This window comes from Staphylococcus sp. 8AQ, from assembly GCF_902506595.1.
In the GTDB taxonomy this organism is placed as follows: Bacteria; Bacillota; Bacilli; order Staphylococcales; family Staphylococcaceae; genus Staphylococcus; species Staphylococcus pasteuri.
In genome coordinates this window covers 1,073,671-1,098,829 of record NZ_LR733871.1, presented here as the reverse complement: position 1 = coordinate 1,098,829, position 25,159 = coordinate 1,073,671, and the positions used below count along the sequence as shown (strand labels likewise).

At 31.3% G+C, this 25,159-nt stretch carries 25 protein-coding genes; 23 read left to right on the top strand and 2 right to left on the bottom strand.

Going from position 1 to position 25,159, the window contains the following annotated elements; all coding sequences use genetic code 11:
- The first annotated feature begins 16 nt into the window (after window positions 1-16).
- Complete coding sequence (holA, locus tag GVY01_RS05365; protein WP_108017224.1) at window positions 17-991, top strand: DNA polymerase III subunit delta; 975 nt, start codon at window positions 17-19, stop codon at window positions 989-991.
- Window positions 992-1,062: 71 nt separating this feature from the next.
- On the opposite strand, the gene rpsT is transcribed toward holA, so the two are convergent.
- Complete coding sequence (gene rpsT, locus GVY01_RS05360) at window positions 1,063-1,314, bottom strand: 30S ribosomal protein S20 (protein WP_002451849.1); 252 nt, start codon at window positions 1,312-1,314, stop codon at window positions 1,063-1,065.
- A gap of 331 nt (window positions 1,315-1,645) precedes the next feature.
- Here rpsT and lepA point away from each other — a divergent pair, with 331 nt between their 5' ends.
- The 19 genes from lepA (at window position 1,646) to recO (ending at window position 19,894) form a co-directional block, all read left to right on the top strand.
- Window positions 1,646-3,469, top strand: a complete 1,824-nt coding sequence (gene lepA / locus GVY01_RS05355) for a translation elongation factor 4 (protein ID WP_046466746.1) — start codon at window positions 1,646-1,648, stop codon at window positions 3,467-3,469.
- Window positions 3,470-3,633: 164 nt separating this feature from the next.
- On the top strand, window positions 3,634-4,767 hold the full coding sequence (gene hemW, locus GVY01_RS05350) for a radical SAM family heme chaperone HemW (RefSeq protein ID WP_017636290.1): 1,134 nt from the start codon (window positions 3,634-3,636) through the stop codon (window positions 4,765-4,767).
- 101 nt (window positions 4,768-4,868) lie between these two features.
- Entirely contained in the window at window positions 4,869-5,846 is a 978-nt protein-coding gene (gene hrcA, locus GVY01_RS05345; protein ID WP_017636289.1) for a heat-inducible transcriptional repressor HrcA, read from the top strand.
- A gap of 30 nt (window positions 5,847-5,876) precedes the next feature.
- Window positions 5,877-6,527 (top strand): nucleotide exchange factor GrpE, encoded by a 651-nt coding sequence (gene grpE / locus GVY01_RS05340; protein ID WP_017636288.1) that lies wholly within the window; start codon window positions 5,877-5,879, stop codon window positions 6,525-6,527.
- A 53-nt stretch (window positions 6,528-6,580) separates the two neighbouring features.
- On the top strand, window positions 6,581-8,416 hold the full coding sequence (gene dnaK, locus GVY01_RS05335) for a molecular chaperone DnaK (RefSeq protein ID WP_017636287.1): 1,836 nt from the start codon (window positions 6,581-6,583) through the stop codon (window positions 8,414-8,416).
- Window positions 8,417-8,557: 141 nt separating this feature from the next.
- Window positions 8,558-9,694, top strand: coding sequence for a molecular chaperone DnaJ (gene dnaJ, locus GVY01_RS05330; protein ID WP_017636286.1), 1,137 nt, complete (start codon window positions 8,558-8,560; stop codon window positions 9,692-9,694).
- A gap of 5 nt (window positions 9,695-9,699) precedes the next feature.
- A complete protein-coding gene (gene prmA / locus GVY01_RS05325) occupies window positions 9,700-10,638 on the top strand; it encodes a 50S ribosomal protein L11 methyltransferase (RefSeq protein WP_017636285.1) in 939 nt (312 codons plus the stop codon).
- A gap of 1 nt (window position 10,639) precedes the next feature.
- Window positions 10,640-11,392, top strand: coding sequence for a 16S rRNA (uracil(1498)-N(3))-methyltransferase (locus tag GVY01_RS05320; RefSeq protein WP_017636284.1), 753 nt, complete (start codon window positions 10,640-10,642; stop codon window positions 11,390-11,392).
- A 5-nt stretch (window positions 11,393-11,397) separates the two neighbouring features.
- The gene (mtaB, locus tag GVY01_RS05315) at window positions 11,398-12,744 is read left to right on the top strand and encodes a tRNA (N(6)-L-threonylcarbamoyladenosine(37)-C(2))-methylthiotransferase MtaB (RefSeq protein WP_017636283.1); all 1,347 of its coding nucleotides are present in this window, start codon (window positions 11,398-11,400) and stop codon (window positions 12,742-12,744) included.
- Window positions 12,745-12,870: 126 nt separating this feature from the next.
- Window positions 12,871-13,047 carry a 30S ribosomal protein S21 gene (gene rpsU, locus GVY01_RS05310; RefSeq protein ID WP_000048060.1) on the top strand — a complete coding sequence of 59 codons (177 nt, stop codon included), beginning with the start codon at window positions 12,871-12,873 and terminating at the stop codon, window positions 13,045-13,047.
- A 242-nt stretch (window positions 13,048-13,289) separates the two neighbouring features.
- Complete coding sequence (locus tag GVY01_RS05305) at window positions 13,290-13,967, top strand: NfeD family protein (protein ID WP_249663683.1); 678 nt, start codon at window positions 13,290-13,292, stop codon at window positions 13,965-13,967.
- 18 nt (window positions 13,968-13,985) lie between these two features.
- Complete coding sequence (floA, locus tag GVY01_RS05300; protein ID WP_017636281.1) at window positions 13,986-14,975, top strand: flotillin-like protein FloA; 990 nt, start codon at window positions 13,986-13,988, stop codon at window positions 14,973-14,975.
- Between the two features lie 15 nt (window positions 14,976-14,990).
- The gene (locus GVY01_RS05295) at window positions 14,991-15,686 is read left to right on the top strand and encodes a hypothetical protein (RefSeq protein ID WP_017636280.1); all 696 of its coding nucleotides are present in this window, start codon (window positions 14,991-14,993) and stop codon (window positions 15,684-15,686) included.
- 343 nt (window positions 15,687-16,029) lie between these two features.
- Window positions 16,030-16,977, top strand: a complete 948-nt coding sequence (locus GVY01_RS05290; protein WP_017636279.1) for a PhoH family protein — start codon at window positions 16,030-16,032, stop codon at window positions 16,975-16,977.
- Window positions 16,978-17,445, top strand: a complete 468-nt coding sequence (gene ybeY, locus GVY01_RS05285; RefSeq protein ID WP_017636278.1) for an rRNA maturation RNase YbeY — start codon at window positions 16,978-16,980, stop codon at window positions 17,443-17,445. It abuts the gene before it with no gap.
- Window positions 17,446-17,447: 2 nt separating this feature from the next.
- Window positions 17,448-17,792 (top strand): diacylglycerol kinase family protein, encoded by a 345-nt coding sequence (locus GVY01_RS05280; protein WP_017636277.1) that lies wholly within the window; start codon window positions 17,448-17,450, stop codon window positions 17,790-17,792.
- A 9-nt stretch (window positions 17,793-17,801) separates the two neighbouring features.
- On the top strand, window positions 17,802-18,209 hold the full coding sequence (cdd, locus tag GVY01_RS05275) for a cytidine deaminase (protein ID WP_017636276.1): 408 nt from the start codon (window positions 17,802-17,804) through the stop codon (window positions 18,207-18,209).
- Window positions 18,206-19,105, top strand: a complete 900-nt coding sequence (gene era, locus GVY01_RS05270; RefSeq protein ID WP_017636275.1) for a GTPase Era — start codon at window positions 18,206-18,208, stop codon at window positions 19,103-19,105. Before cdd ends, era begins: the two co-directional genes overlap by 4 nt.
- A 27-nt stretch (window positions 19,106-19,132) precedes the next feature.
- The gene (recO, locus tag GVY01_RS05265) at window positions 19,133-19,894 is read left to right on the top strand and encodes a DNA repair protein RecO (protein ID WP_176745296.1); all 762 of its coding nucleotides are present in this window, start codon (window positions 19,133-19,135) and stop codon (window positions 19,892-19,894) included.
- A 91-nt stretch (window positions 19,895-19,985) separates the two neighbouring features.
- Here the strand turns inward: recO and GVY01_RS05260 are convergent, their stop codons facing one another.
- Window positions 19,986-21,377 (bottom strand): glycine--tRNA ligase, encoded by a 1,392-nt coding sequence (locus tag GVY01_RS05260; protein WP_017636273.1) that lies wholly within the window; start codon window positions 21,375-21,377, stop codon window positions 19,986-19,988.
- A gap of 334 nt (window positions 21,378-21,711) precedes the next feature.
- On the opposite strand from GVY01_RS05260, the gene GVY01_RS05255 reads away from it, so the two are divergent.
- From GVY01_RS05255 to dnaG, 3 genes are read left to right on the top strand one after another with little or no spacing between them, the layout of a single operon-like run.
- On the top strand, window positions 21,712-22,335 hold the full coding sequence (locus GVY01_RS05255; protein WP_081581202.1) for a helix-turn-helix transcriptional regulator: 624 nt from the start codon (window positions 21,712-21,714) through the stop codon (window positions 22,333-22,335).
- 11 nt (window positions 22,336-22,346) lie between these two features.
- A complete protein-coding gene (locus GVY01_RS05250) occupies window positions 22,347-23,165 on the top strand; it encodes a pyruvate, water dikinase regulatory protein (RefSeq protein ID WP_017636271.1) in 819 nt (272 codons plus the stop codon).
- 60 nt (window positions 23,166-23,225) lie between these two features.
- Complete coding sequence (dnaG, locus tag GVY01_RS05245) at window positions 23,226-25,034, top strand: DNA primase (protein ID WP_017636270.1); 1,809 nt, start codon at window positions 23,226-23,228, stop codon at window positions 25,032-25,034.
- The last annotated feature ends 125 nt before the right edge of the window (window positions 25,035-25,159 follow it).

Below are 25,159 nucleotides of genomic sequence, written 5' to 3'. Positions count from 1 at the left end.
GGAAAGGGTGTAATGCATGTCTGACAATATCATTATGGTATATGGAGAGGTACCAGACTTAGTTGAGAAAAAGAGTTCAGAAATGATAAATAAATATTTACAAGCAGAAAAAGATGACTTCAACTATGTGAAATATAATTTATATGAAACTGAAATTACACCAATCATTGAAGAAGCATTAACAATGCCATTTTTTTCAGATAAAAAAGCAATTTTAGTTCAGAATGCATATGTCTTTACGGGTGAAAAGGTTACCAAAGAATTGAATCAAAATACCGATCAATTACTTGAATTTATTGAAAAATATGATGGTGCAAACCTTATAGTTTTTGAAGTATTTCAAAATAAATTAGATGAACGAAAAAAATTAACCAAAACACTCAAGAAAAATGGACAATTAAAAAAAGTTGAACAAATGTCTGAAGAAGAAATAAAAAAATGGATTCAATCAAAATTAAATGACAATTTTAAGGATATAAAACAAGACGCACTTAATAATATGATTGAGTTAACTGGTATTAATTTTAATATTATCTCACAAGAATTAGATAAATTAATGCTATTTTTAGGTGATAGACCAACTATAAATAAAGATGATGTGAATCTAATCATTAATCGTAGTTTAGAACAAAATGTGTTTCTACTAACGGAATATATTCAAAAACGTCAAAAAAATAAAGCGATACAATTGGTCAAAGATTTAATTAATATGAAGGAAGAACCAATTAAATTATTAGCATTGATAACTAGTAATTATAGGTTATATTACCAATGTAAGATTTTAAGTCAAAAAGGATATAGTGGGCAACAAATAGCTAAAACAGTCAATGTCCATCCATATAGAGTGAAATTAGCATTGGGGCAGGTAAGACATTATCAGTTAGAAGATCTTTTAAATATTATAAATTCTTGTGCAGAAACTGATTATAAATTGAAATCGTCTTACATGGATAAACAATTGATTTTAGAATTGTTTATTTTATCATTATAAGATTGATTTGTTGTTACATAAAAAAATAAAAGCTAGTTCGACCTAATAGGTGAACTAGCTTTTATTTATAATTATTTGTTAGCGCTCATCAATTGTGATTTTACGCGGTCAGCTTTGTTTGAGTGGATTAAGTTGCTTTGAGCAGCTTTATCTAATTGCTTAATAGCAAAGCTTACTAATTCATTTTTGTTATCGGCATTTGTCTCAATAGCTGATTTCGCACGTTTAACTGCTGTACGCATAGTATTTTTCTTAGAAATATTACGTTCTTCAGCAGTTTGAGTTGTTTTAACACGTTTAACTGCAGATTTAATGTTTGGCATTACTGTCACCTCCTAAAAGTGAACTAACTTATCAAATTAAATTATATTTGATTACAACAAGAAATATTTTATCAAATGTACTATCTTTGTGCAATCATTTATTTAATGGCTATGCTAATAAATGAATATCACATTATAGTATTGGAATTAAGTTCATTACACTTTATAATAAAGTATGCAATGTTAAACTTAAACCAATATAAGTATTAGTTTATCAAAGTAAATGGTTTATTTAAACGATTAATTAGATGTTTGCATTTACAATTTAAAAACGTTATCATATCAAAGATGTACAAATACGGGTTATAAATATGAAAGTGAGAAGGATATAATGGATAAGCAAGAACGATACAATAGACGAGATAAGATTAGAAATTTCTCTATTATAGCTCATATAGACCACGGTAAATCTACCTTAGCTGATAGAATTCTTGAAAATACGAAATCAGTAGAAACTAGAGATATGCAAGATCAATTGTTAGATTCAATGGATTTAGAAAGAGAACGTGGTATCACAATTAAATTAAATGCTGTTAGATTAAAATACGAAGCTAAAGATGGAGAAACATATACATTCCATTTAATCGATACACCTGGACATGTCGATTTTACATATGAAGTTTCAAGATCATTGGCTGCATGTGAAGGTGCTATTTTAGTAGTCGACGCTGCACAAGGTATAGAAGCACAAACACTAGCTAATGTATACCTAGCTTTAGATAATAACTTAGAACTATTACCAGTAGTTAATAAAATTGATCTTCCAGCAGCTGAACCTGAAAGAGTTAAGCAAGAACTTGAAGATGTTATTGGTCTTGACCAAGATGATGTAGTTCTTGCAAGTGCAAAATCTAATATTGGTATTGAAGAAATTCTTGAAAAAATTGTAGAAGTTGTCCCACCACCTGAAGGAGACCCAGAAGCTCCATTAAAAGCATTAATTTTTGATTCAGAATATGATCCGTACCGCGGTGTTATTTCATCAATTAGAATTATTGATGGCGTAGTAAAAGCTGGAGATAAGATTAAAATGATGGCAACAGGTAAAGAATTTGAAGTGACTGAAGTAGGTATTAATACTCCCAAACAACTACCTGTGGACGAATTAACTGTCGGTGATGTTGGTTATATCATTGCAAGTATTAAAAATGTTGATGATTCACGTGTCGGTGATACTATTACTTTAGCGAATAGACCTGCTGAGAAACCATTACAAGGTTATAAAAAAATGAATCCAATGGTTTATTGTGGTTTATTCCCAATTGATAATAAAAATTATAATGATTTACGTGAAGCGCTTGAAAAACTACAATTAAACGATGCTTCATTAGAATTCGAACCAGAATCATCACAAGCCTTAGGTTTTGGTTATAGAACTGGATTCTTAGGTATGTTACACATGGAAATCATTCAAGAAAGAATCGAACGTGAATTTGGAATTGAATTGATTGCAACTGCTCCATCAGTAATTTATCAATGTATACTAAAAGATGGATCTGAAGTCACAGTTGATAACCCAGCACAAATGCCTGAACGTGATCGTATAGAAAAAATTTATGAACCATATGTTAGAGCAACAATGATGGTACCTAATGATTATGTGGGTGCAGTCATGGAACTATGTCAACGTAAGCGTGGCCAATTTGTTAATATGGATTACTTAGATGACATTCGAGTTAACATCGTTTATGAAATTCCTTTATCAGAAGTTGTATTTGATTTCTTTGATCAACTTAAATCTAATACTAAAGGTTATGCATCATTTGATTACGAATTTATTGAAAATAAAGAAAGTGATTTAGTTAAAATGGACATCCTACTTAATGGTGAAAAAGTAGATGCGCTTAGCTTTATAGTCCACAAAGAATTTGCATATGAACGTGGTAAATCACTAGTTGAAAAATTAAAAACATTAATCCCTAGACAACAATTCGAAGTACCTGTACAAGCTGCAATTGGTCAAAAAATAGTAGCACGTACAAACATTAAATCTATGGGTAAAAACGTATTATCTAAATGTTATGGTGGGGACATTAGTCGTAAACGTAAACTTTTAGAAAAACAAAAAGCTGGTAAAGCTAAAATGAAAGCTGTTGGTAATGTAGAGATTCCTCAAGATGCATTCTTAGCAGTACTTAAAATGGATGAAGAATAATAATGACGTTATTAAGTGTGATTTTGTATTTAAAAACACTTTTTAATTAAGATTTAAATATTTACATTTGATACGAGGTGGGACCAGAATTGATTTTTAACTTAATTCTATCCCGCCTCTAATTTTTTAATAAAAATAAAGTCATATCTTGTGGAGGAATTAAATTGACCATACAAAGTGCTTATATTCATATACCGTTTTGTGTCAGAATATGTACTTATTGTGATTTCAATAAATATTTTATTGATAAGCAACCAGTTGATGACTATTTGGATTCATTACTATTAGAAATGGAAAGACGTACTAAACATTCAAATACCAATTTAAAAACGATGTATGTTGGTGGAGGTACGCCAACTGCATTGAATATAGATCAACTTACAAAATTATTATCAGGAATCAATAATCTATTTAATATTGAAGGCGAATTCAGCTTTGAGGCAAATCCAGATGAACTTACATTTGAGAAAGTGAAATTACTAAAATCTTATGGTGTAAATCGCATATCAATGGGTGTACAAACGTTCAAACCAGAACTACTAAATATTTTAGGAAGAACACATAAAACCGAAGATATTTATAATGCAGTTAAAAATGCTAGAGATGCTGGTATAGAATCTATTAGTTTAGATTTAATGTATCATTTACCACAACAAACTCTTCAAGATTTTGAAAATAGTTTAGATTTAGCAATGCAAATGGATATTGATCATATATCTAGTTATGGACTCATACTAGAACCCAAAACCCAATTTTATAATATGTATAGGAAAGGTCATCTCAAACTACCTAACGAAGATTTAGGTGCAGAAATGTATCAATTATTAATGCATAAAATTGAAAATTCAAGATTCCATCAATATGAGATTTCAAATTTTGCTATTGAAGGACACGAATCTGAACACAATAAAGTTTATTGGTTAAATGAGGAATATTATGGTTTCGGTGCGGGCGCAAGTGGATATACAAATGGAGTACGTTATACAAATGTTAACCCTGTTAATCATTATATTAAAGCTATTAAAAATGAAGAAGTACCTCTTCTTACTCAAACTGAACCAACTATAAATGAGCAAATGGAAGAAGAGATGTTTTTAGGACTAAGATTAAATCAAGGCGTTAGTATGACTAAATTCAATGAGAAGTTTAATACATCAATTGAAAATGTATTTGGTCAAACTATTAATGATTTAAAAAATAGAAAGTTGATTGAGGAAAAATCAGATTATATTTATCTTACGGAGAGAGGTAAAGTCATTGGTAACGAGGTTTTTGAAGCATTTTTATTAAATATCTAAAATAAATTTAAATTTCTAATGCTTTAACGTTGACTTACTTTGACCAATTTGATAAATTATAATTAGCACTTAAGAGAAAAGAGTGCTAATGAGGTGAAAACATGATAACAGATAGACAATTAAGCATTCTTAATGCAATTGTTGAAGATTATGTTGATTATGGACAACCCATTGGTTCTAAAACTTTAATTGATCGTCACGACTTAAATGTAAGTCCAGCGACAATTCGGAATGAAATGAAACAACTGGAAGATATGGATTTCATTGAAAAGGTTCATACATCTTCAGGAAGGTCACCATCCGAATTAGGTTTTAGATACTATGTAAATCAATTATTAGAACAAACATCTCATCAAAACTCAAACAAAATTCAACGTTTAAATCAGTTAATGATTGAGAATCATTATGATACTTCTTCTGCATTAACGTATTTTGCAAATGAACTATCTATGATGTCTCAATATGCAACGTTGGTTGTTCGTCCCAACCATAATCAAGACATTATTAATAATATTCATTTGATTCGAGCAAATAATCATTTAATAATAATGATTTTAGTATTTTCATCAGGCTATGTTGAAAATGTGCATCTTACATCTGAATTACCTTTAACTAATGATGAATTGAATAAGATATCCAATTTCCTATCAAATCAATATAATAAGTTAATTAAAGGTCAAATTGATGAAATAGAAAGATTCGCACAAACTCAAAATGAAGCACAATTCATTAAAGAATTAGTTAAAATGATGAATTTACACATTTCCAATCAAAGTAATAGCATTTACATGGGTGGAAAGGTTAAACTGATTGATGCATTGAATGAATCTAATGTATCTTCTATTCAACCAATTTTGCAGTATATCGAATCAAATAGAATTATTGAATTATTAGATGATATATCCAATTCTCAAATCAATGTAAAAATTGGTAAAGAAATAGATGAAAATTTAAGTGATATATCAATAGTATCAACACAGTATCACTTTGATGAGAAACTCAAAGGTCAAATTGCGGTTATTGGACCAACTGCGATGCATTATCAAAATGTAATTCAATTACTTAACCGAATTTGGTAACGTAATTAGAATTGTATTGGAGGGCACAAAATGACAGAAAAAGATGAATCAGTGAAACAAAATACTGAAACAGAAACAGACAACCAAACAACAGATACACAATCTGAAGAAACAGCGACTTCAGTTGATAACACTGAATCTAATAATACGCAAGATGTAGAAACGCAAGAAGAATCAAACAATGAAACAGTTTCTTCTGAAGAAACTGATAATGAAAGCATTGATCCAAAAGATCAAGAAATTAATGACTTACAAAAGTTAGCAAATGACAACGAAGAGAAATATTTAAGATTATATGCTGAATTTGAAAACTATAAACGTAGAATTCAGAACGAAAATAAAATCAATAAAATGTATCAATCTCAAGGTGTACTAACAGATATTTTACCAACTATCGACAATATTGAACGTGCACTACAAATTGAAGGTGAAGATGAATCATTTAAATCACTTCAAAAAGGCGTTCAAATGGTTCATGAAAGTCTGTTAAGAGCCTTAAAAGACAATGGTCTTGAAGAAATTGAATCTGAAGGGCAAGAATTTGACCCTAATGTACACCAGGCAGTAGTTCAAGATGACAATCCTGAATATGGTTCAGGTATTATCACTCAAGAACTACAAAAAGGGTACAAATTAAAAGATAGAGTATTAAGACCATCAATGGTTAAAGTAAACCAATAATATTGGCGAAAAAACATTGAAAACATAAATATAACAATTGGAGGAATTTTATTATGAGTAAAGTAATCGGTATTGACTTAGGAACAACAAACTCTTGTGTAGCAGTATTAGAAGGTGACGAACCAAAAGTTATTCAAAACCCTGAAGGTGCTCGTACAACACCATCTGTTGTGGCTTTTAAAAATGGTGAAACACAAGTCGGCGAAGTAGCTAAACGACAAGCTATTACTAATCCAAATACTGTACAATCTATCAAACGTCATATGGGTACAGATTACAAAGTAGATATAGAAGGTAAATCATACACACCACAAGAAATTTCAGCAATGGTATTACAAAACTTAAAAAACACTGCTGAAAGCTATTTAGGTGATAAAGTAGATAAAGCTGTTATCACAGTACCTGCATACTTCAATGACGCTGAACGTCAAGCAACTAAAGATGCTGGTAAAATTGCTGGTTTAGAAGTAGAACGTATTATCAATGAACCAACAGCTGCTGCATTAGCTTATGGTTTAGATAAAACTGAACAAGATCAAAAAGTATTAGTATTCGACTTAGGTGGCGGTACTTTCGACGTTTCAATCTTAGAATTAGGTGACGGCGTATTTGAAGTACTTTCAACTGCAGGTGACAACAAATTAGGTGGGGATGACTTTGACCAAGTAATCATTGACCACTTAGTATCAGAATTCAAAAAAGAAAACGGTGTAGATTTATCACAAGATAAAATGGCTTTACAACGTCTTAAAGACGCTGCTGAAAAAGCTAAAAAAGACTTATCTGGTGTATCTCAAACTCAAATCTCATTACCATTCATCTCTGCTGGTGAAAGTGGTCCATTACACTTAGAAATCAACTTAACTCGTTCTAAATTTGAAGAGTTAGCAGATTCATTAATCAAACGTACAATGGAACCAACTCGTCAAGCAATGAAAGATGCTGGATTATCAAACTCAGATATTGATGAAGTCATCTTAGTTGGTGGTTCAACACGTATTCCAGCAGTTCAAGATGCTGTTAAAAAAGAAATCGGTAAAGATCCACATAAAGGTGTAAACCCAGACGAAGTAGTAGCAATGGGTGCAGCAATTCAAGGTGGCGTAATCACTGGTGATGTTAAAGACGTTGTACTATTAGACGTAACACCATTATCATTAGGTATTGAAATCATGGGTGGACGTATGAATACGTTAATCGAACGTAATACTACTATCCCAACTTCAAAATCACAAGTATACTCTACAGCAGCTGATAATCAACCAGCAGTAGATATTCATGTATTACAAGGTGAACGTCCTATGGCTTCAGATAACAAAACATTAGGTCGTTTCCAATTAACAGACATTCCACCAGCTCCACGTGGTGTACCTCAAATTGAAGTAACATTCGATATTGATAAAAATGGTATTGTAAATGTTACTGCAAAAGACCTTGGTACTAATAAAGAACAAAATATTACTATCCAATCAAGCTCTTCATTATCAGACGATGAAATCGATCGTATGGTAAAAGACGCTGAAGAAAATGCTGAAGCTGATAAAAAACGTCGTGAAGAAGTAGACTTAAGAAACGAAGCAGATAGCCTAGTATTCCAAGTTGAAAAAACTATTAACGACTTAGGTGAAAATATCGGTGAAGAAGATAAGAAAAATGCTGAAGACAAAAAAGAAGCATTAAAATCTGCTCTTGAAGGCGAAGATGTTGAAGACATTAAAGCTAAAAAAGAAGAACTTGAAAAAGTTGTTCAAGACTTATCAGCAAAAGTTTACCAACAAGCTCAACAAGCACAACAACAAGCTCAAGGTGAATCTGGTGAACAAAATCAAGATAGCACTGTAGAAGATGCTGAATTTAAAGAAGTTAAAGACGACGAAGATAAAAAATAATATTTAAGTCGAACTAATCAACTTCAATTAAAGCTATTTTAAAAAAGTCAAAGTCAATTGTACATTGGCTTTGGCTTTTTATTTGGATAGTTGTTATGAATTAGTTAAACTTATCTTGTTAGTAAAAAAGGAGAGGTTACTGTGGCCAAAAGAGATTATTATGAAGTCTTAGGGGTAAGTAAAAGTGCTTCTAAAGACGAAATTAAAAAAGCTTACAGAAAATTATCAAAAAAATATCACCCTGATATAAATAAAGAAGAAGGCGCAGATGAAAAATTCAAAGAAATATCTGAAGCCTACGAAGTTTTAAGTGATGATAACAAACGAGCAAATTACGATCAATTTGGACATGATGGTCCACAAGGTGGTTTCGGCAGCCAAGGATTTGGCGGCGGTGACTTTGGTGGATTCAGTGGCGGCGGTTTCGAAGATATATTTAGTTCATTCTTCGGAGGTGCCTCTAGACAAAGAGATCCAAATGCACCACGCAAAGGTGACGACTTGCAATATACTATGACGATCACATTTGATGAAGCAGTTTTCGGTGGTAAGAAAGAGATTTCAATTCGTAAAGATGTAACTTGTCATACATGTGATGGTGAGGGTGCTAAACCTGGTACTAAGAAAAAAACATGTAGCTATTGTAACGGAGCAGGTTCTGTTTCAGTTGAACAAAATACGATCTTAGGAAGAGTTAGAACTGAACAAGTTTGCCCTAAATGTGAAGGTAGTGGACAAGAATTTGAAGAGCCATGTCCAACTTGTCACGGTAAAGGTACTGAAAATAAAACAGTTAAATTAGAAGTTACTATTCCAGAAGGTGTCGATAATGAACAACAAATTCGTTTAGCTGGCGAAGGTTCACCAGGTGTAAACGGAGGACCAAGTGGAGACTTATATGTTGTATTCAGAGTTAAACCTTCTGAAGTGTTTAAACGTGATGGAGACGACATTTACTATGATTTAAATATTAGTTTCCCTCAAGCAGCACTAGGTGACGAAGTGAAAATACCAACTTTAAATAGTAACGTTGTATTAACTATTCCTTCTGGAACTCAAACAGGTAAACAATTCCGCCTTAAAGATAAAGGTATTAAAAATGTTCATGGTTATGGACACGGTGATTTATTTGTAAACATTAAAGTGCTTACACCAACTAAAATGACTGAACGACAAAAAGAAATTATGAAAGAATTTGCTGATATTAATGGTGAAGAACTAAATGAACAGCATTCAAATTTTAAAGATAAAGCTAGAAGATTCTTCAAAGGAGAATAACAAAAATGAATTGGACGGAACTTTCGATCGTAGTTAATCATGAGGTTGAATTCTTGGTTACTGATATACTTGAGAACTACGGGTCTAACGGAGTAGTAGTAGAAGACTCAAATGATTTAATCAATCCCCCAGAAGATAAGTTCGGTGAAATTTATGAACTTAAACCTGAGGACTATCCAGAAAAGGGAGTACGTTTAAAAGCTTATTTCAATGAAGTGAATTTTAATGAGAATTTACGTACTAGTATTGAAGAAGAAATTCTAGCATTAAAAGATATAGATAAATCTATTTTTAATATAAGTGAAACTACAATTGCAGAAGAAGATTGGGAAAATGAATGGAAAAATTATTTTCATCCTTTCCGAGCATCTAATAAATTTACTATCGTTCCTAGTTGGGAAACTTACAATAAAGAATCAGATGAAGAGTTACTTATAGAATTAGATCCAGGTATGGCTTTCGGAACGGGAGACCATCCAACGACGAGTATGTGTTTAAAAGCTATTGAAACATATGTGACTCCACAACACAGTGTCATCGATGTTGGTACAGGTTCTGGAATATTAAGTATAGCTAGTCATTTGATAGGTGTTAAAAGGATAAAGGCATTAGATATTGATCAAATGGCTGTTAATGTAGCCAAAGAAAACTTTGAAAAAAACCATTGTCTAAATGAGATTGAAGCTGTTCCTGGTAATTTATTAAAAGATGAAAATGAAAAATTTGATATTGTCATTGCAAATATTTTAGCTCATATTATTGATGAAATGATTGAAGACGCTTATAATACAGTCAATGAAGAAGGTTACTTTATAACTTCAGGTATAATTGAAGAAAAATATGAAGAAATTGAAGAACATATGAAGCGTGTAGGTTTTAAAATTATTTCAGTTCAACATGACAACGGTTGGGTATGTATCGTTGGTCAGAAAGTGAGTGACTAATTTGCAAAGATATTTTATTAATCAAAACGCTGATGAAAGTCAGCGTTTTTTTATTACAGATAAAGAAGATATGCATCATATTAAAAATGTAATGCGCCATTCTGAAGGACATAAAATAGTAATCACATTTAATGATAAAAATGTTTATACGTGTAAAATAACTAATATATCTGATCAAAATATAGAGTTAGAATTAATCGAAAAGCAAGAAATTAATACTGAGTTACCGCAACATATTACTATTTGCAGTGGTTTGATTAAGGCTGATAAATATGAATGGATGATTCAAAAAGCAACTGAACTAGGTGCCAGTGAATTTTTGGCAGTAGAAATGGACCGATCTATTGTTAAATTAAACAATGCAAAAATCTCTAAAAAACTAGAACGATGGCAAAAAATAATCAAGGAAGCTGCAGAACAAAGCTATAGATTAACAATTCCTCAAATTAATTATCTATCGAATTCAAAGGCAATTTGTGATATCATAATTCAGTATGATTATGTTCTTGTTGCTTATGAAGAACAAGCCAAACATAACGAAAATAGTCATTTCAAACACATGTTAAAACAATTTAAGCCACAAGATCGTGTATTACTTATATTTGGTCCAGAAGGCGGACTTTCTGATGAAGAAGTGTCAATGTTAAAATCAAATTCACAGTTAGTTGGTTTAGGACCAAGAATTTTACGGGCAGAAACAGCGCCACTATATGCATTGAGCGCGTTAAGTTATGAAAAAGAATTAATGGGGTGAACAATATGTCAACAGTTGCGTTTCACACTTTAGGTTGTAAAGTTAACCACTATGAAACTGAAGCAATTTGGCAATTATTTAAAGAAGCAGATTACGAAAGAGTAGATTTTGAAACAAATGCAGATGTATTTGTTATTAATACTTGTACTGTAACGAATACCGGAGATAAAAAAAGTAGACAAATTATAAGAAGAGCAATCAGAAAAAATCCTGATGCTGTAGTATGTGTAACTGGTTGTTATGCACAAACATCTTCTGCTGAAATTATGGAAATTCCAGGTGTAGATGTAGTCGTAGGTACACAAGACCGTCATAAATTACTTGATTACATTGATGAATTCCAAAAAGAACGTCAACCAATTAATGGTGTTGGTAATATTATGAAAAATCGTAAATATGAAGAGTTAGATGTGCCATACTTTACAGATAGAACAAGAGCATCATTAAAAATTCAAGAGGGATGTAATAATTTCTGTACATTCTGTATTATTCCATGGGCTCGTGGATTAATGAGATCTAGAGATCCTGAAAAAGTAGTGGAACAAGCGACTACTTTAGTTAACTCTGGTTATAAAGAAATCGTATTAACTGGTATTCACACAGGCGGATATGGACAAGATTTAAAAAATTATAATTTAGCTCAATTATTAAGAGATTTAGATCAAGTTGATGGTTTAGAGCGTATTCGTATTTCATCAATTGAAGCAAGTCAATTAACTGATGAAGTAATCAGTGTTCTTGAAAGCTCAAATAAGATTGTAAGACATTTACATGTACCTTTACAATCTGGATCAGATACAGTGTTAAAACGTATGAGACGTAAATATACAATGGAACACTTCTCAGAAAGAATTACTAAATTACATCAAGCTTTACCAGATGTAGCTATTACTAGTGACGTTATAGTTGGTTTCCCTGGCGAAACAGAAGAAGAATTCCAAGAAACATACGACTTTATTGTGAAGCATAAATTCTCAGAATTACATGTTTTCCCATATTCATCTCGTATTGGTACTCCAGCTGCAAGAATGGACGACCAAATCGATGAAGAAATCAAAAATGAACGTGTGCATAAATTAATTGAATTAAGTAATCAATTAGCTAAAGAATATGCATCTAAATTTGAAGATGAAGTACTTGAAGTCATTCCTGAGGAAAGTGGAGAAACACCAAACACTTTAGTTGGATATGCTGATAATTACATGAAAGTTGAATTTGAAGGCAATGAAGATTTAATAGGTCAAATTGTGAAAGTTAAAATTCAAAAAGCCAATTATCCTATAAATAAAGGTAAAGCTATTCGTATTGTTGATCATGCTACAAACAAATCTGAACAAGAAGTACTTGTTTAATTATTTTAAAAATATAAATATTAGTAATTGACCGGATATTACAGATATATTATACTAATAAAAGCATAGTTTTACTATGCGATTGAATATAAAGTTCCGTTGATATTTGGAGGGAGGGAAATACAGATGTCTAAAACAGTAGTACGTAAAAATGAATCACTTGAAGATGCTTTACGTCGATTTAAGCGTTCAGTTTCAAAAAGTGGTACTATCCAAGAAGTACGTAAACGTGAATTTTACGAAAAACCTAGTGTTAAACGTAAAAAGAAATCAGAAGCTGCACGTAAACGTAAATTCAAATAATTAATAACACTGTTGACTCCCTCAACAAGAATGTTAATTATAAATATGAAACACCTTAGTTGTAATAACTGAGGTGTTTTTTGTTATCTATAGAAAACTAACTTTTATAAATTGAGTTTAAATTTAATTTAATAAATATTTTTATATATTACTAAATCACTATAATATGTCTGCGTTTTCATGTATAATTATGGTGAGAGTGAGGTGAAATAGTGACATATTCAAATGTAATACATACTTTACTGTTAACTCAATTTTCAACTGAAAATAGTTGGGTTAAAGATATAACTAACGTTATTGTCCATCCGTTGGTATCACTTGTTCTAACATGTATTATTTTTCTAGGGTTTTTATATCAATTATATTCTAAAAAAATAAATATGATTGGTATCTTAGCATCATTATCGTTATTAATTTTGTTTCTAGGTTTTCTTATTAAAGGTGATGTCAACATATTATCTGTAATACTTTTTGCTATTGGCGTTTTATTCGTTATTATCGAATTATTTATTGTTGGTGCAGTCATAGGTATTATTGGCATAATACTCATATCAATTAGTATTGTGATGTTAGGCAATAACCTGCTACTTATGTTAGGTAATGTGATTGTAGCTCTAATATTATCAATAATTGAATGGGTGGTATTAGTGAAAATATTTAAGAAAAATATTCCATTTTTAGATAAAGTTATTTTGAAAGATTCAACTAATGCTGAATCAGGGTTCACTTCTCACGATGATCGCTCTCATTTAGTCGGTAAAACGGCTCAAACCGTCACGGACCTTAGACCTGCTGGTATCATTAAGTTAGATGATGAACGTATTGATGCAGTTTCTGATGGCACATTCATATTAAGAAACAGACAAGTAAAGATACTTGAAGTTGAAGGCACACGTGTCGTAGTAAGAGAAATAGAATAGTTATAAAGGAGAGTTAAAATGATTAGTATTGGATTTATAATAATTGCAGTCATTATTGTTGTAGCTTTATTAATACTATTTTCATTTGTACCGGTAGGCCTATGGATTTCAGCTTTAGCAGCTGGTGTTCATGTTGGTATCGGTACTTTAGTAGGTATGCGTTTAAGAAGAGTATCACCAAGAAAAGTAATTGGTCCTTTAATTAAAGCACATAAAGCTGGTTTAAATTTAAAAACAAATCAACTTGAATCTCATTATTTAGCAGGCGGTAATGTAGATAGAGTCGTTGATGCAAACATTGCTGCTCAACGTGCAGACATAGATTTACCATTTGAACGTGGTGCAGCGATTGACTTAGCAGGTAGAGATGTTTTAGAAGCAGTTCAAATGTCTGTAAATCCTAAAGTAATTGAAACACCTTTTATCGCTGGTGTAGCTATGAATGGTATTGAAGTTAAAGCTAAAGCACGTATCACTGTACGCGCGAATATTGCCCGTTTAGTCGGTGGTGCTGGTGAAGAAACAATTATAGCACGTGTAGGTGAAGGTATTGTTTCTACTATTGGTTCAAGTCAACACCACACTGAGGTTCTTGAAAATCCGGATAATATTTCAAAAACAGTGCTAAGTAAAGGTTTAGATTCAGGAACTGCATTTGAAATTTTATCAATTGATATTGCCGATGTAGATATTAGTAAAAACATCGGTGCCGATCTACAAACTGAGCAAGCACTTGCAGATAAAAATATTGCACAAGCGAAAGCTGAAGAACGTCGTGCAATGGCAGTAGCATCAGAACAAGAAATGAAAGCAAGAGTTCAAGAAATGCGTGCTAAAGTTGTAGAAGCAGAATCAGAAGTTCCATTAGCAATGGCTGAGGCTTTACGTTCTGGAAACATTGGTGTAAAAGATTATTATAATCTAAAAAATATTGAAGCTGACACAGGCATGAGAAATGCCATTAATAAACGTACTGATCAAAATGATGACGAATCACCAGAACAATAATTGTGGGGTGATTAAATGAATATTGGGATAATTATTTTTGTCATATCGATCATAGCAACAATAATTAGTACCATACGTGATAAGAGTCATGAAGAAAGACAAAATCAAAAACCACCGTCCACACCTAAAGAAAACCAACAACCAAAAAAAGGTGGTTTTTTCGAAGAATTTGAAAAGACATTTAAAGAACTTAGTGATGAAATTAATGGAGAAACATCAAGTGAAAAGAAAAGAACATTTGACGATAATCTTCCTCCATTGAATCAAGAAATAGAGAACAGTAAACCTACATCTGAAGAATTACATCGTAGACCTACTGACTATGATGATTCCATTCCTAAACCAGACCCAACACCTTATCATAATGAAAAAGAAGTGCGTGAACCTGTAAAACAATCAACATCTAGAGATGAAAGCGCTGAAAATTTACGTAAAGATCTTGAATCAAATTTACATCAAGATTTAAAGAATGTAAGAAGTGAGATAGATAGGGAAAAAGAAAAACAGCTCGCTTTAATTGAGAAAAAGGCGCAAGATATTATTAATGATAAATATCTTTCAGAACGTACGAAAAGAGTCAGATTAAAACAATTACTCAATTCACAAAATGTAGAACGTAATATGAGTAAGTCAGCTTTTCAATTTGATAATGATGAAATAGTGAATGGTATTATTTGGAATGAAATTTTAAATAAACCTAAACAACTTTAATTTGTAATAGCTCGGGACAGAAATGTCTCGGGCTTTTTTAGACATTAAATACTACGTTTAAATATACTATTTAGAAGTATCTTTTTTATTACTTATATTAATAAAATTTGAGTAGATATTTAGAATTTAGTAAAATTTAGTTGTATTACCACTTCTTGTTTTAAAAGGTTAAGTCTATGATAGCTCACTTCGTTATTGAAAAAGCTAGTTTTATAGTAAATTGTTATTTAAATTGAAACGAATCTTAATTAATATATGTTCAAGAATGGTATAATATAAGTATGTTAGCCCTTAAAATGGGTGTATTGAATTATAAAACTGTAATTTGAAAAGGAGCGCGTTTATGCCTGGAATAATTCAAATCGACGACATTAATCAATCCCAAGCTTTAATTGGAAATAATGATGAACATTTAAAAGCTATTGAAGATAGTTTTGATGTCGTAATTCATGCTCGTGGACAAGAAATCGCTGTTAAAGGTGAAAAAATTGAGCATGTAGAAAAAGCCGAATTAGTTCTAACCAATTTATTAAAAGTGATTGAATTGGGAAATAATATTACGCTTAAAGATGTTGAAGCTGCTATTAAGATGGCAGAAAATGGAACCATTCAACAACTTTTAGATTTATATGAAGAAGAAATAACAAAAGATGCGTTCGGCAAAACTATCCGCGCTAAAACAATGGGACAACGTATGTATGTCAATGCTATGAATAGAAATGACTTAGTATTTGGTATTGGACCTGCTGGTACAGGTAAAACATTTTTAGCTGTTGTATATGCTGCTAAACAATTGCGTAAAGGGAATGTTAAACGTATTGTGTTAACACGTCCAGCTGTTGAAGCAGGTGAATCACTAGGTTTCTTACCAGGTGATTTAAAAGAAAAAGTTGATCCATATTTAAGACCACTTTATGATGGATTGAATACTGTATTAGGTAGAGAACAAACAGCTCGATTCATTGAAAGAGGTATTATTGAAATCGCGCCTTTAGCATATATGCGTGGTCGAACATTAGATGATGCATTCGTAATATTAGACGAAGCACAGAATACAACACATGCACAAATGAAAATGTTCTTAACGCGCTTAGGTTTTGGTTCAAAAATGGTAGTAACTGGTGACCAAACACAAATAGATTTACCAAAAGGTGTTAATAGTGGTTTGAAAGAAGCAGTAAAAAAACTACATGGCGTTAAAGGAATTAGTATCATGAAACTAGAGCAAGACGATGTAGTAAGACATCCACTTGTAAGTAAAATCATAGATAGATACGAAGGAGAGGACTAAATGTTTACAATAGATTTTAGTGATCACACAGAATTAGTGAATGATGATTGGTATGAACAAATAGAAAATTTATTGAACTTCGCTAAACAAGAAGAGCAAATTAATGAAAATGCTGAATTATCCATAACCTTCGTTGATAAAACTGAAATTCAAGAAATTAATAAAATGTACAGAGATAAAGATAAAGTGACAGATGTAATATCATTTGCTTTAGAAGAAGATGAGCCAGAAATTGATACAAGCGAATTTGATATTCCAAGAGTATTGGGAGACATTATAATATGTACGGATGTTGCACAAGAACAAGCAGAGTCTTATGGTCACTCTTTTGAACGTGAATTAGGGTTTTTAGCGTTACATGGTTTTCTTCACTTATTAGGATATGATCATATGAATGAAGAAGATGAAAAAGAAATGTTTGGTCGTCAAGATGCTATATTAAATGCTTATGGATTGACGAGAGATTAATCGTGAAAAGATTTAGCTATGCACTCAATGGCTTGAAAACACTATTAATTAAAGACCAAAAATTTTCTCTTCACATTTATGCTAGTATTATTGCAATTGTTTTTGGCTTCATTTTTCATATCAATCGCTTAGAGTGGTTATTTATTCTATTAGCAATAAGTTTAGTCCTAGCTTTTGAAGCGATTAATACTGCAGTAGAATACGTCGTAGACCTTGTTACATCTGAATATCATGATTATGCCAAATATGCAAAAGACATTGCCGCATTTAGTGTAATGATTGTGTCAATTTTAGCTTTATTAATTGGTTTAATTGTTTTTATTCCATATTTTATTAACTTATTATAGGAGGGCAACATGAGCTATCAATCTCATTATTTTAAAGAAGTCAGAGAAGCACAACAAAGATCTTATTCACCATATAGTCATTTTAAAGTAGGCGCCTATTTAAAAGCTAAGGATGGACGTACATTTTACGGAACGAATGTTGAAAATGCAGCATATTCAATGTCAATTTGTGCTGAAAGAGCTAGTTTAGTTTCTGCGATATCTGCTGGTTATCAGCCCGGTGATTTTGAATCAATTACTGTCACTGTAGACGCTGATCAACCATCTTCACCTTGTGGGGAATGTCGTCAAGTATTGAAAGAATTATGCGACGATGATATGCCAGTATATATGACTAATCACAAAGGTGATATGATAGAATCATCAGTTAAAGAATTATTACCATACGGATTTTCTGGAAAGGATTTAAATAAATGACAGAACATAAATCAGGATTTGTTTCAATTATAGGAAGACCTAATGTAGGTAAATCTACATTTGTAAATAGAGTTATAGGTCATAAAATTGCAATTATGTCTGACAAAGCTCAAACTACACGTAATAAAATTCAGGGTGTAATGACTAGAGATGATGCTCAAATTATTTTTATTGATACACCTGGGATTCATAAACCTAAACATAAATTAGGTGATTATATGATGAAAGTGGCAACAAATACGCTTTCTGAAATAGACGCAATTATGTTTATGGTCAACGTTAATGAAGATATCGGTCGTGGCGATGAATATATCATGAATATGCTAAAAGATTTAAAGACACCTGTATTTTTAGTATTAAACAAAATTGATTTAGTTCATCCAGATGCGCTAATGCCACAAATTGAAAAGTATCAAAAATATATGGACTTTACTGAAATTATTCCAATTTCTGCGTTAGAAGGTTTAAATGTTGATCATTTTATTGATGTTTTAAAATCTTATTTACCAGAGGGACCAAAATATTATCCTGATGATCAAATTTCCGATCACCCAGAACAATTTGTAGTAGGTGAAATCATTCGTGAGAAAATTTTACATTTAACAAGCGAAGAAATTCCGCATGCTATTGGTGTAAATGTTGACCGTATGATTAAAGAAGATGAAGATCGTGTACGTATTGAAGCTACTATCTATGTAGAACGTGATTCTCAAAAAGGGATTGTTATCGGTAAAGGTGGCAAAAAACTTAAAGAAGTAGGTAAACGTGCAAGACATGATATAGAAATGCTTTTAGGTTCTAAAGTTTATTTAGAACTATGGGTTAAGGTTCAGAAAGATTGGAGAAATAAAGTTAATTTTATTCGCCAAATTGGATATATAGAAGATCAAGATTAACTCAAAAGATGGTGAGTTAGTATGTTAATGAAACAAAAAGGGATTATTTTAAAATCTGTAGAATACGGCGAATCAGATAAAATCATTACGATTTTAAACGAACATGGCGCTAAAGTACCGCTGATGGCTAGAAGAGCTAAAAAAGTTAAAACAGGTTTACAAGCACATACACAAATGTTTGTGTATGGCTTATTTATTTATAATAAGTGGCGAGGTATGGGGACACTTAATTCTGTAGATGTCATTGATCAACATTATGAATTACAACTTGATTTGTATGAAAGTAGCTTTGCGACATTGTGTGCTGAAACAATTGACCGTTCAATGGAAGAAGAAGAAATATCAAAATTTAATTTTGACTTATTACAGTTTGTTTTAAATAAAATTTCTTCAGGACAATCTGCACAATTAATGTCTATCATAGTCTTACTCAAATGTATGAATAAATATGGTTTTTCTGCCTCGTTTAATATATGTGCTGTTAGCGGCAATACAGACCAATCTCAATTAATAGGGTATAGTTTTAAATTTGATGGTGCCATTTCAAAAAGTGAAGCATATCAAGACCCTCATGCATTACAATTATCAAATAGAACATTGTATCTATTAGATATATTATTAAAATTACCAATTGATAAGATGAATGAACTAAAAATACATCAAGACATTTTAGATGAAATGTCAGAATTAATGATAATGCTTTATAGAGAATATGCAGGCATGTTTTTTAAAAGTCAAAAGTTAATCAATCAATTGAAAAGATTAGAATTAAATGATTTAGATAAATAATTAGTTTAAAATCTAGATAAAAGACCGCAATCACAAAGCTCTTGTGATTGCGGTCTTTAGTATTAATCAATGAGAAATTATCTCAACATAATTAAAATTTAATTTTTTCTGCTAAGAATGTCTCTAGTTCTGAAATAGGCATACGAACTTGTTCCATAGAATCTCTGTCACGTACTGTAACTTGATTATCTTCTAATGAATCAAAGTCAAATGTAATACAATATGGTGTACCAATCTCATCTTGACGACGGTAACGTTTACCAATAGATTGTGATTCATCAAAATCTATTGAGAATGTTTGACTTAATTGTTCAAAGATTTTAATTGCTTCACTTGATAATTTTTTACTCAATGGTAAGATTGCAGCTTTATAAGGTGCTAAAGCAGGGTGGAATTTTAAGACTGTACGTTCATCTTTACTTCCTTCTACTCCTTCTTGAGCGTAAGCATCACATAAGAATGCTAATGTTACACGATCAGCACCTAAAGAAGGTTCAATACAATATGGGATATATTTTTCATTTGTTTCTGGATCATGATATTTGAAATCTTCACCTGAATGTTCACTATGCTTTTTCAAGTCAAAGTCAGTACGACTTGCGATACCCCATAGTTCTCCCCAACCAAATGGGAATTTGTATTCGATATCAGTTGTAGCATTTGAATAGTGAGATAATTCATCAGCATCATGATCACGTAATTTTATATTGTCTTCATTAATATTTAGATCTTTTAACCATTGACTAGCAAATGTTTTCCAATAATTTTGCCATTCAATTTCTTCACCAGGTTTACAGAAGAATTCAAGTTCCATTTGTTCAAATTCACGTGTTCTGAAAATGAAGTTACCTGGAGTAATTTCATTACGGAAAGATTTACCAATTTGTCCAATACCAAATGGTAATTTTTTACGCATAGAACGTTGAACGTTTTTATAATTTACGAAAATACCTTGTGCTGTTTCTGGGCGTAAGAATAATTCGTTAGTTGAATCTTCAGTTACACCTTGGAATGTTTTAAACATTAAATTGAATTGACGGATATCAGTCCAATTAGCAGTACCACTTACTGGACACACAATACCTTCATCATCAATGATTTTTTTCATTTCATCAAAGCTTAAGCCATCAGCAATAAAGTATTCATCGCCTTTTTCTTGTTGCATGTAATCTTCAATTAGTTTGTCTGCACGATAACGAATTTTACTATCTTTGTTATCAATCATAGGGTCATTAAAGTTACCTAAATGTCCTGATGCTTCCCATGTTTTAGGGTTCATTAAAATAGCTGCATCTAAACCAACATTATATGGTGATTGTGTAATGAATTTTTGCCACCATGCTTTTTTAACATTATTTTTTAATTCAACACCTAGTGGACCGTAATCCCAAGTATTAGATAAGCCACCATAGATGTCACTACCAGGGAATACGAATCCTCTGTGCTTTGCAAGTTGTACGATTTGTTCCATATCATTTGCCATTAATAATTCTCTCCTTACACATAAAAACGCCCCAAGACAATAAAACACAATTAAATATGCTTAATCATCTTGGGACGAGTTAATTTTTATTTAGTATAATTCATATACATTAAAATATCATTTAACCCGCGGTTCCACCCAAATTAGTGTAGCCACTCGCTTTAAAATAAATTTAATTTTATGCCAATATTTATATGCTAAGCTTACACCATCCTTAGCTCGCTTTATAATTATTCTAATTGATTAAATATTTAATAGCAAGCGTTTATATGTATTTGTGGCAAATAAAAATAACGGTTATAATATATAATGTATATAAGAGGGGTGAAGACCTATAGAACTGAATCAAAGACAAGAACAAATAGTTGAAATCGTCAAGCAACATGGACCAATAACAGGTGAGCATATCGCCGATCAATTAAATTTAACACGCGCAACATTAAGACCAGATTTAGCTATTCTTACGATGTCAGGATTTTTAGAAGCAAGACCTAGAGTAGGTTATTATTATTCAGGCAAATCTAAAAATAAAATCATCCATGAACAACTACGCCAGTATGTTGTAAAGGATTATATGTCACAACCGGTAGTGGTAAAAGAAGATATGTCGGTTTACGATGCCATTTGTACTATATTTTTAGAAGATGCTGGTACTTTGTTTATCACAAATAAGGATAATGATTTTATTGGAGTTTGTTCACGAAAAGATTTATTGAGAGCTTCAATGATTGGAAATGATATTCATACAATGCCGATTAGCGTTAATATGACTCGTATGCCTAATCTTACTTATTTAGAAGAAAGTGAACTAATTATCTATGCTGCTAATCAAATGATAGATAAAGAAATAGATGCTATTCCCATTGTAAGATTAAAAGATAATCAAAAATATGAAGTCGTTGGAAGAGTATCTAAAACGACAATTACAAAATTATTTGTATCATTATTTAAAGAATAGGTGGTTAATAGATGGATAATATAAACATAATTGTTGCTTCAGATTCAATTGGAGAAACTGCAGAGTTAGTTGCTCGTGCAGGTGTTTCACAATTTAATCCTAAGCAATGTAAACATGAATTTTTACGTTACCCATACATAGAATCATTTGAAAACGTAGATGAAGTGGTTCAAGTAGCCGAAGATACAGATGCTATCATCGTATATACTTTGGTTAAACCAGAAATCAAAAAATATATGGTAGCTAAAGTAAAAGAACATAATTTAAAATCAGTTGATATTATGGGACCTTTAATGGATTTATTATCTGGTTCAATTGAAGAAACACCTTACTATGAACCAGGTATTGTCCATAGATTAGACGATGCCTATTTTAAAAAGATTGATGCAATTGAGTTTGCTGTTAAATATGATGACGGGAAAGATCCTAAAGGTTTACCAAAAGCAGATATCGTCCTTTTAGGTATCTCTCGAACATCAAAGACACCACTATCACAATATTTAGCTCATAAAAGTTATAAAGTCATGAACATACCAATTGTGCCAGAAGTTACACCTCCTGATGCACTATTTAATATTGATTCATCAAAATGTATTGCTTTAAAAATTAGTGAAGAAAAATTAAATAGAATACGAAAAGAAAGATTAAAACAACTTGGTCTTGGTGACACAGCAAGATATGCTACTGAAGCACGAATAAAAGAAGAATTAAATTATTTTGAAGAACTAGTGGAGAAAGTTGGTTGTCCAGTTATAGATGTAACAGATAAAGCAATTGAAGAGACAGCTAATGACATCATCTATTATATTGAAAATAATAAAACAAAATAATTTCATTTAATGCATAAAAAAGGTATAATATTAAGACTAATATTTAATAGGTGATTTATTTTGCGTATAGAACAATCGGTCATTAATGAAATCAAAGATAAGACAGATATACTTGATTTAGTAAGTGAATATGTAAAACTTGAAAAAAGAGGACGCAATTATATCGGTTTGTGTCCTTTTCATGATGAAAAGACCCCTTCTTTTACTGTGTCAGAAGATAAACAAATCTGTCATTGTTTCGGTTGTAAAAAGGGTGGCAATGTTTTTCAATTCACACAAGAAATAAAAGATATTTCCTTTACAGAAGCTGTAAAAGAGTTAGGCGAACGTGTCAATATATCAGTTGATGTGGGTAATAGCCAATATCAAAATACAAACACACAAATCGCAACTGATGATTTACAAATGATAGAAATGCATGAACTCATGCAAGAATATTACCATTATGCACTTATGAAAACAGTTGAAGGTGAACAGGCGCTTAATTATTTGAAAGAACGTGATTTTCCAGAACAACTAATTAAAGAAAGAGGCATTGGTTATGCGCCTAATTCGTCTCATTTTTGTCATGATTTTTTAGAGAAAAAAGGTTATGATATCGAATTAGCGTATGAAGCGGGACTTTTATCTCGAAATGAGGAAAACTTTAGCTATTATGATCGATTTAGAGATAGAATTATTTTTCCTCTTAAAAATGCTCAAGGAAGAATTGTTGGATATTCAGCAAGAACCTATACTAATCAAGAGCCTAAATATTTAAACAGTCCAGAAACACCTATTTTCCAGAAAAGAAAGTTATTATATAATCTCGATAAAGCTAGAAAAAATATAAGAAAAAATGATGAAATTATATTACTTGAAGGCTTTATGGATGTTATTAAGTCAGACCATGCTGGTTTAAAATCTGTTGTAGCAAGTATGGGGACTCAACTTTCAAATGAACATATCACATTCATAAAAAAATTAACATCCAATATTACTTTAATGTTTGATGGAGATTTTGCAGGTAAAGAAGCAACATTAAAAACTGGACAAGCGCTTTTAGAGCAAGGTTTAAATGTATTTGTCGTTCAATTGCCTTCTGATATGGACCCAGATGAATATATTAGAAAGTATGGAAATGAAGCATTTCTAGAATTTGTTCAAAAAGATAAAAAATCTTTCGTCTTGTTTAAAGTTCAAACACATAAAGATGAAATTCAAAATAATGATTTGGCTTATGAAAGATATTTAAAAGAAGTAACTCAGGATATAGCTTTAATGCGTTCATCCATACTTCAGAAAAAGGTATTGCAAGACGTTTCAGAATTGTTTAAAGTTAGTTTTGAGACTTTGGACTATGAAGTGGCTCATCAACAGCAAACACAAAATGTTCAGTCTTCTTACCCAGATCAATCTTATTTTTATAACGAGCCACCGCAACAAACGATACAATTCAATCAATTGAATCGTCATGAAAAGGCAGAACGTTCCTTGTTAAAACACTTTATGCAAGATAAAGATACATTTTTAAATTACTATCAAAAAGTCAATTCTGACGACTTTACAAATGAGTATTTCAAGCGTATATTTAATACTTTGCATGATTATTTTTCTAATAATGATGTTTACCAATTAAGTACAATGATTCAATATATAGAAAATAATGACTTAAGAGAAGCGTTGATATCACTTGATTCATATAACTTAAATGAAGAACCATTTGAACAAGAATTAGAAGATTATATTAATATCATGAACGAGAATAAAGATGGCGAATCTTTAGAAGTTTTAAATCATAAATTGCGAGAAGCAACTCGTATAGGAGATACAGAACTACAAAAATATTATCTTCAATTAATTGTTAATAAAAACAAAAGTAGAATGTAATCTTACAAAAATTTATGATATCGTTGTATTTTAGAGATTTATGAATGGTTACCATGTATTTACATTGGGTAAACAAATAATATCTAAAAATGACTATTCAGAATAATTATATGTATTTTAAAGGG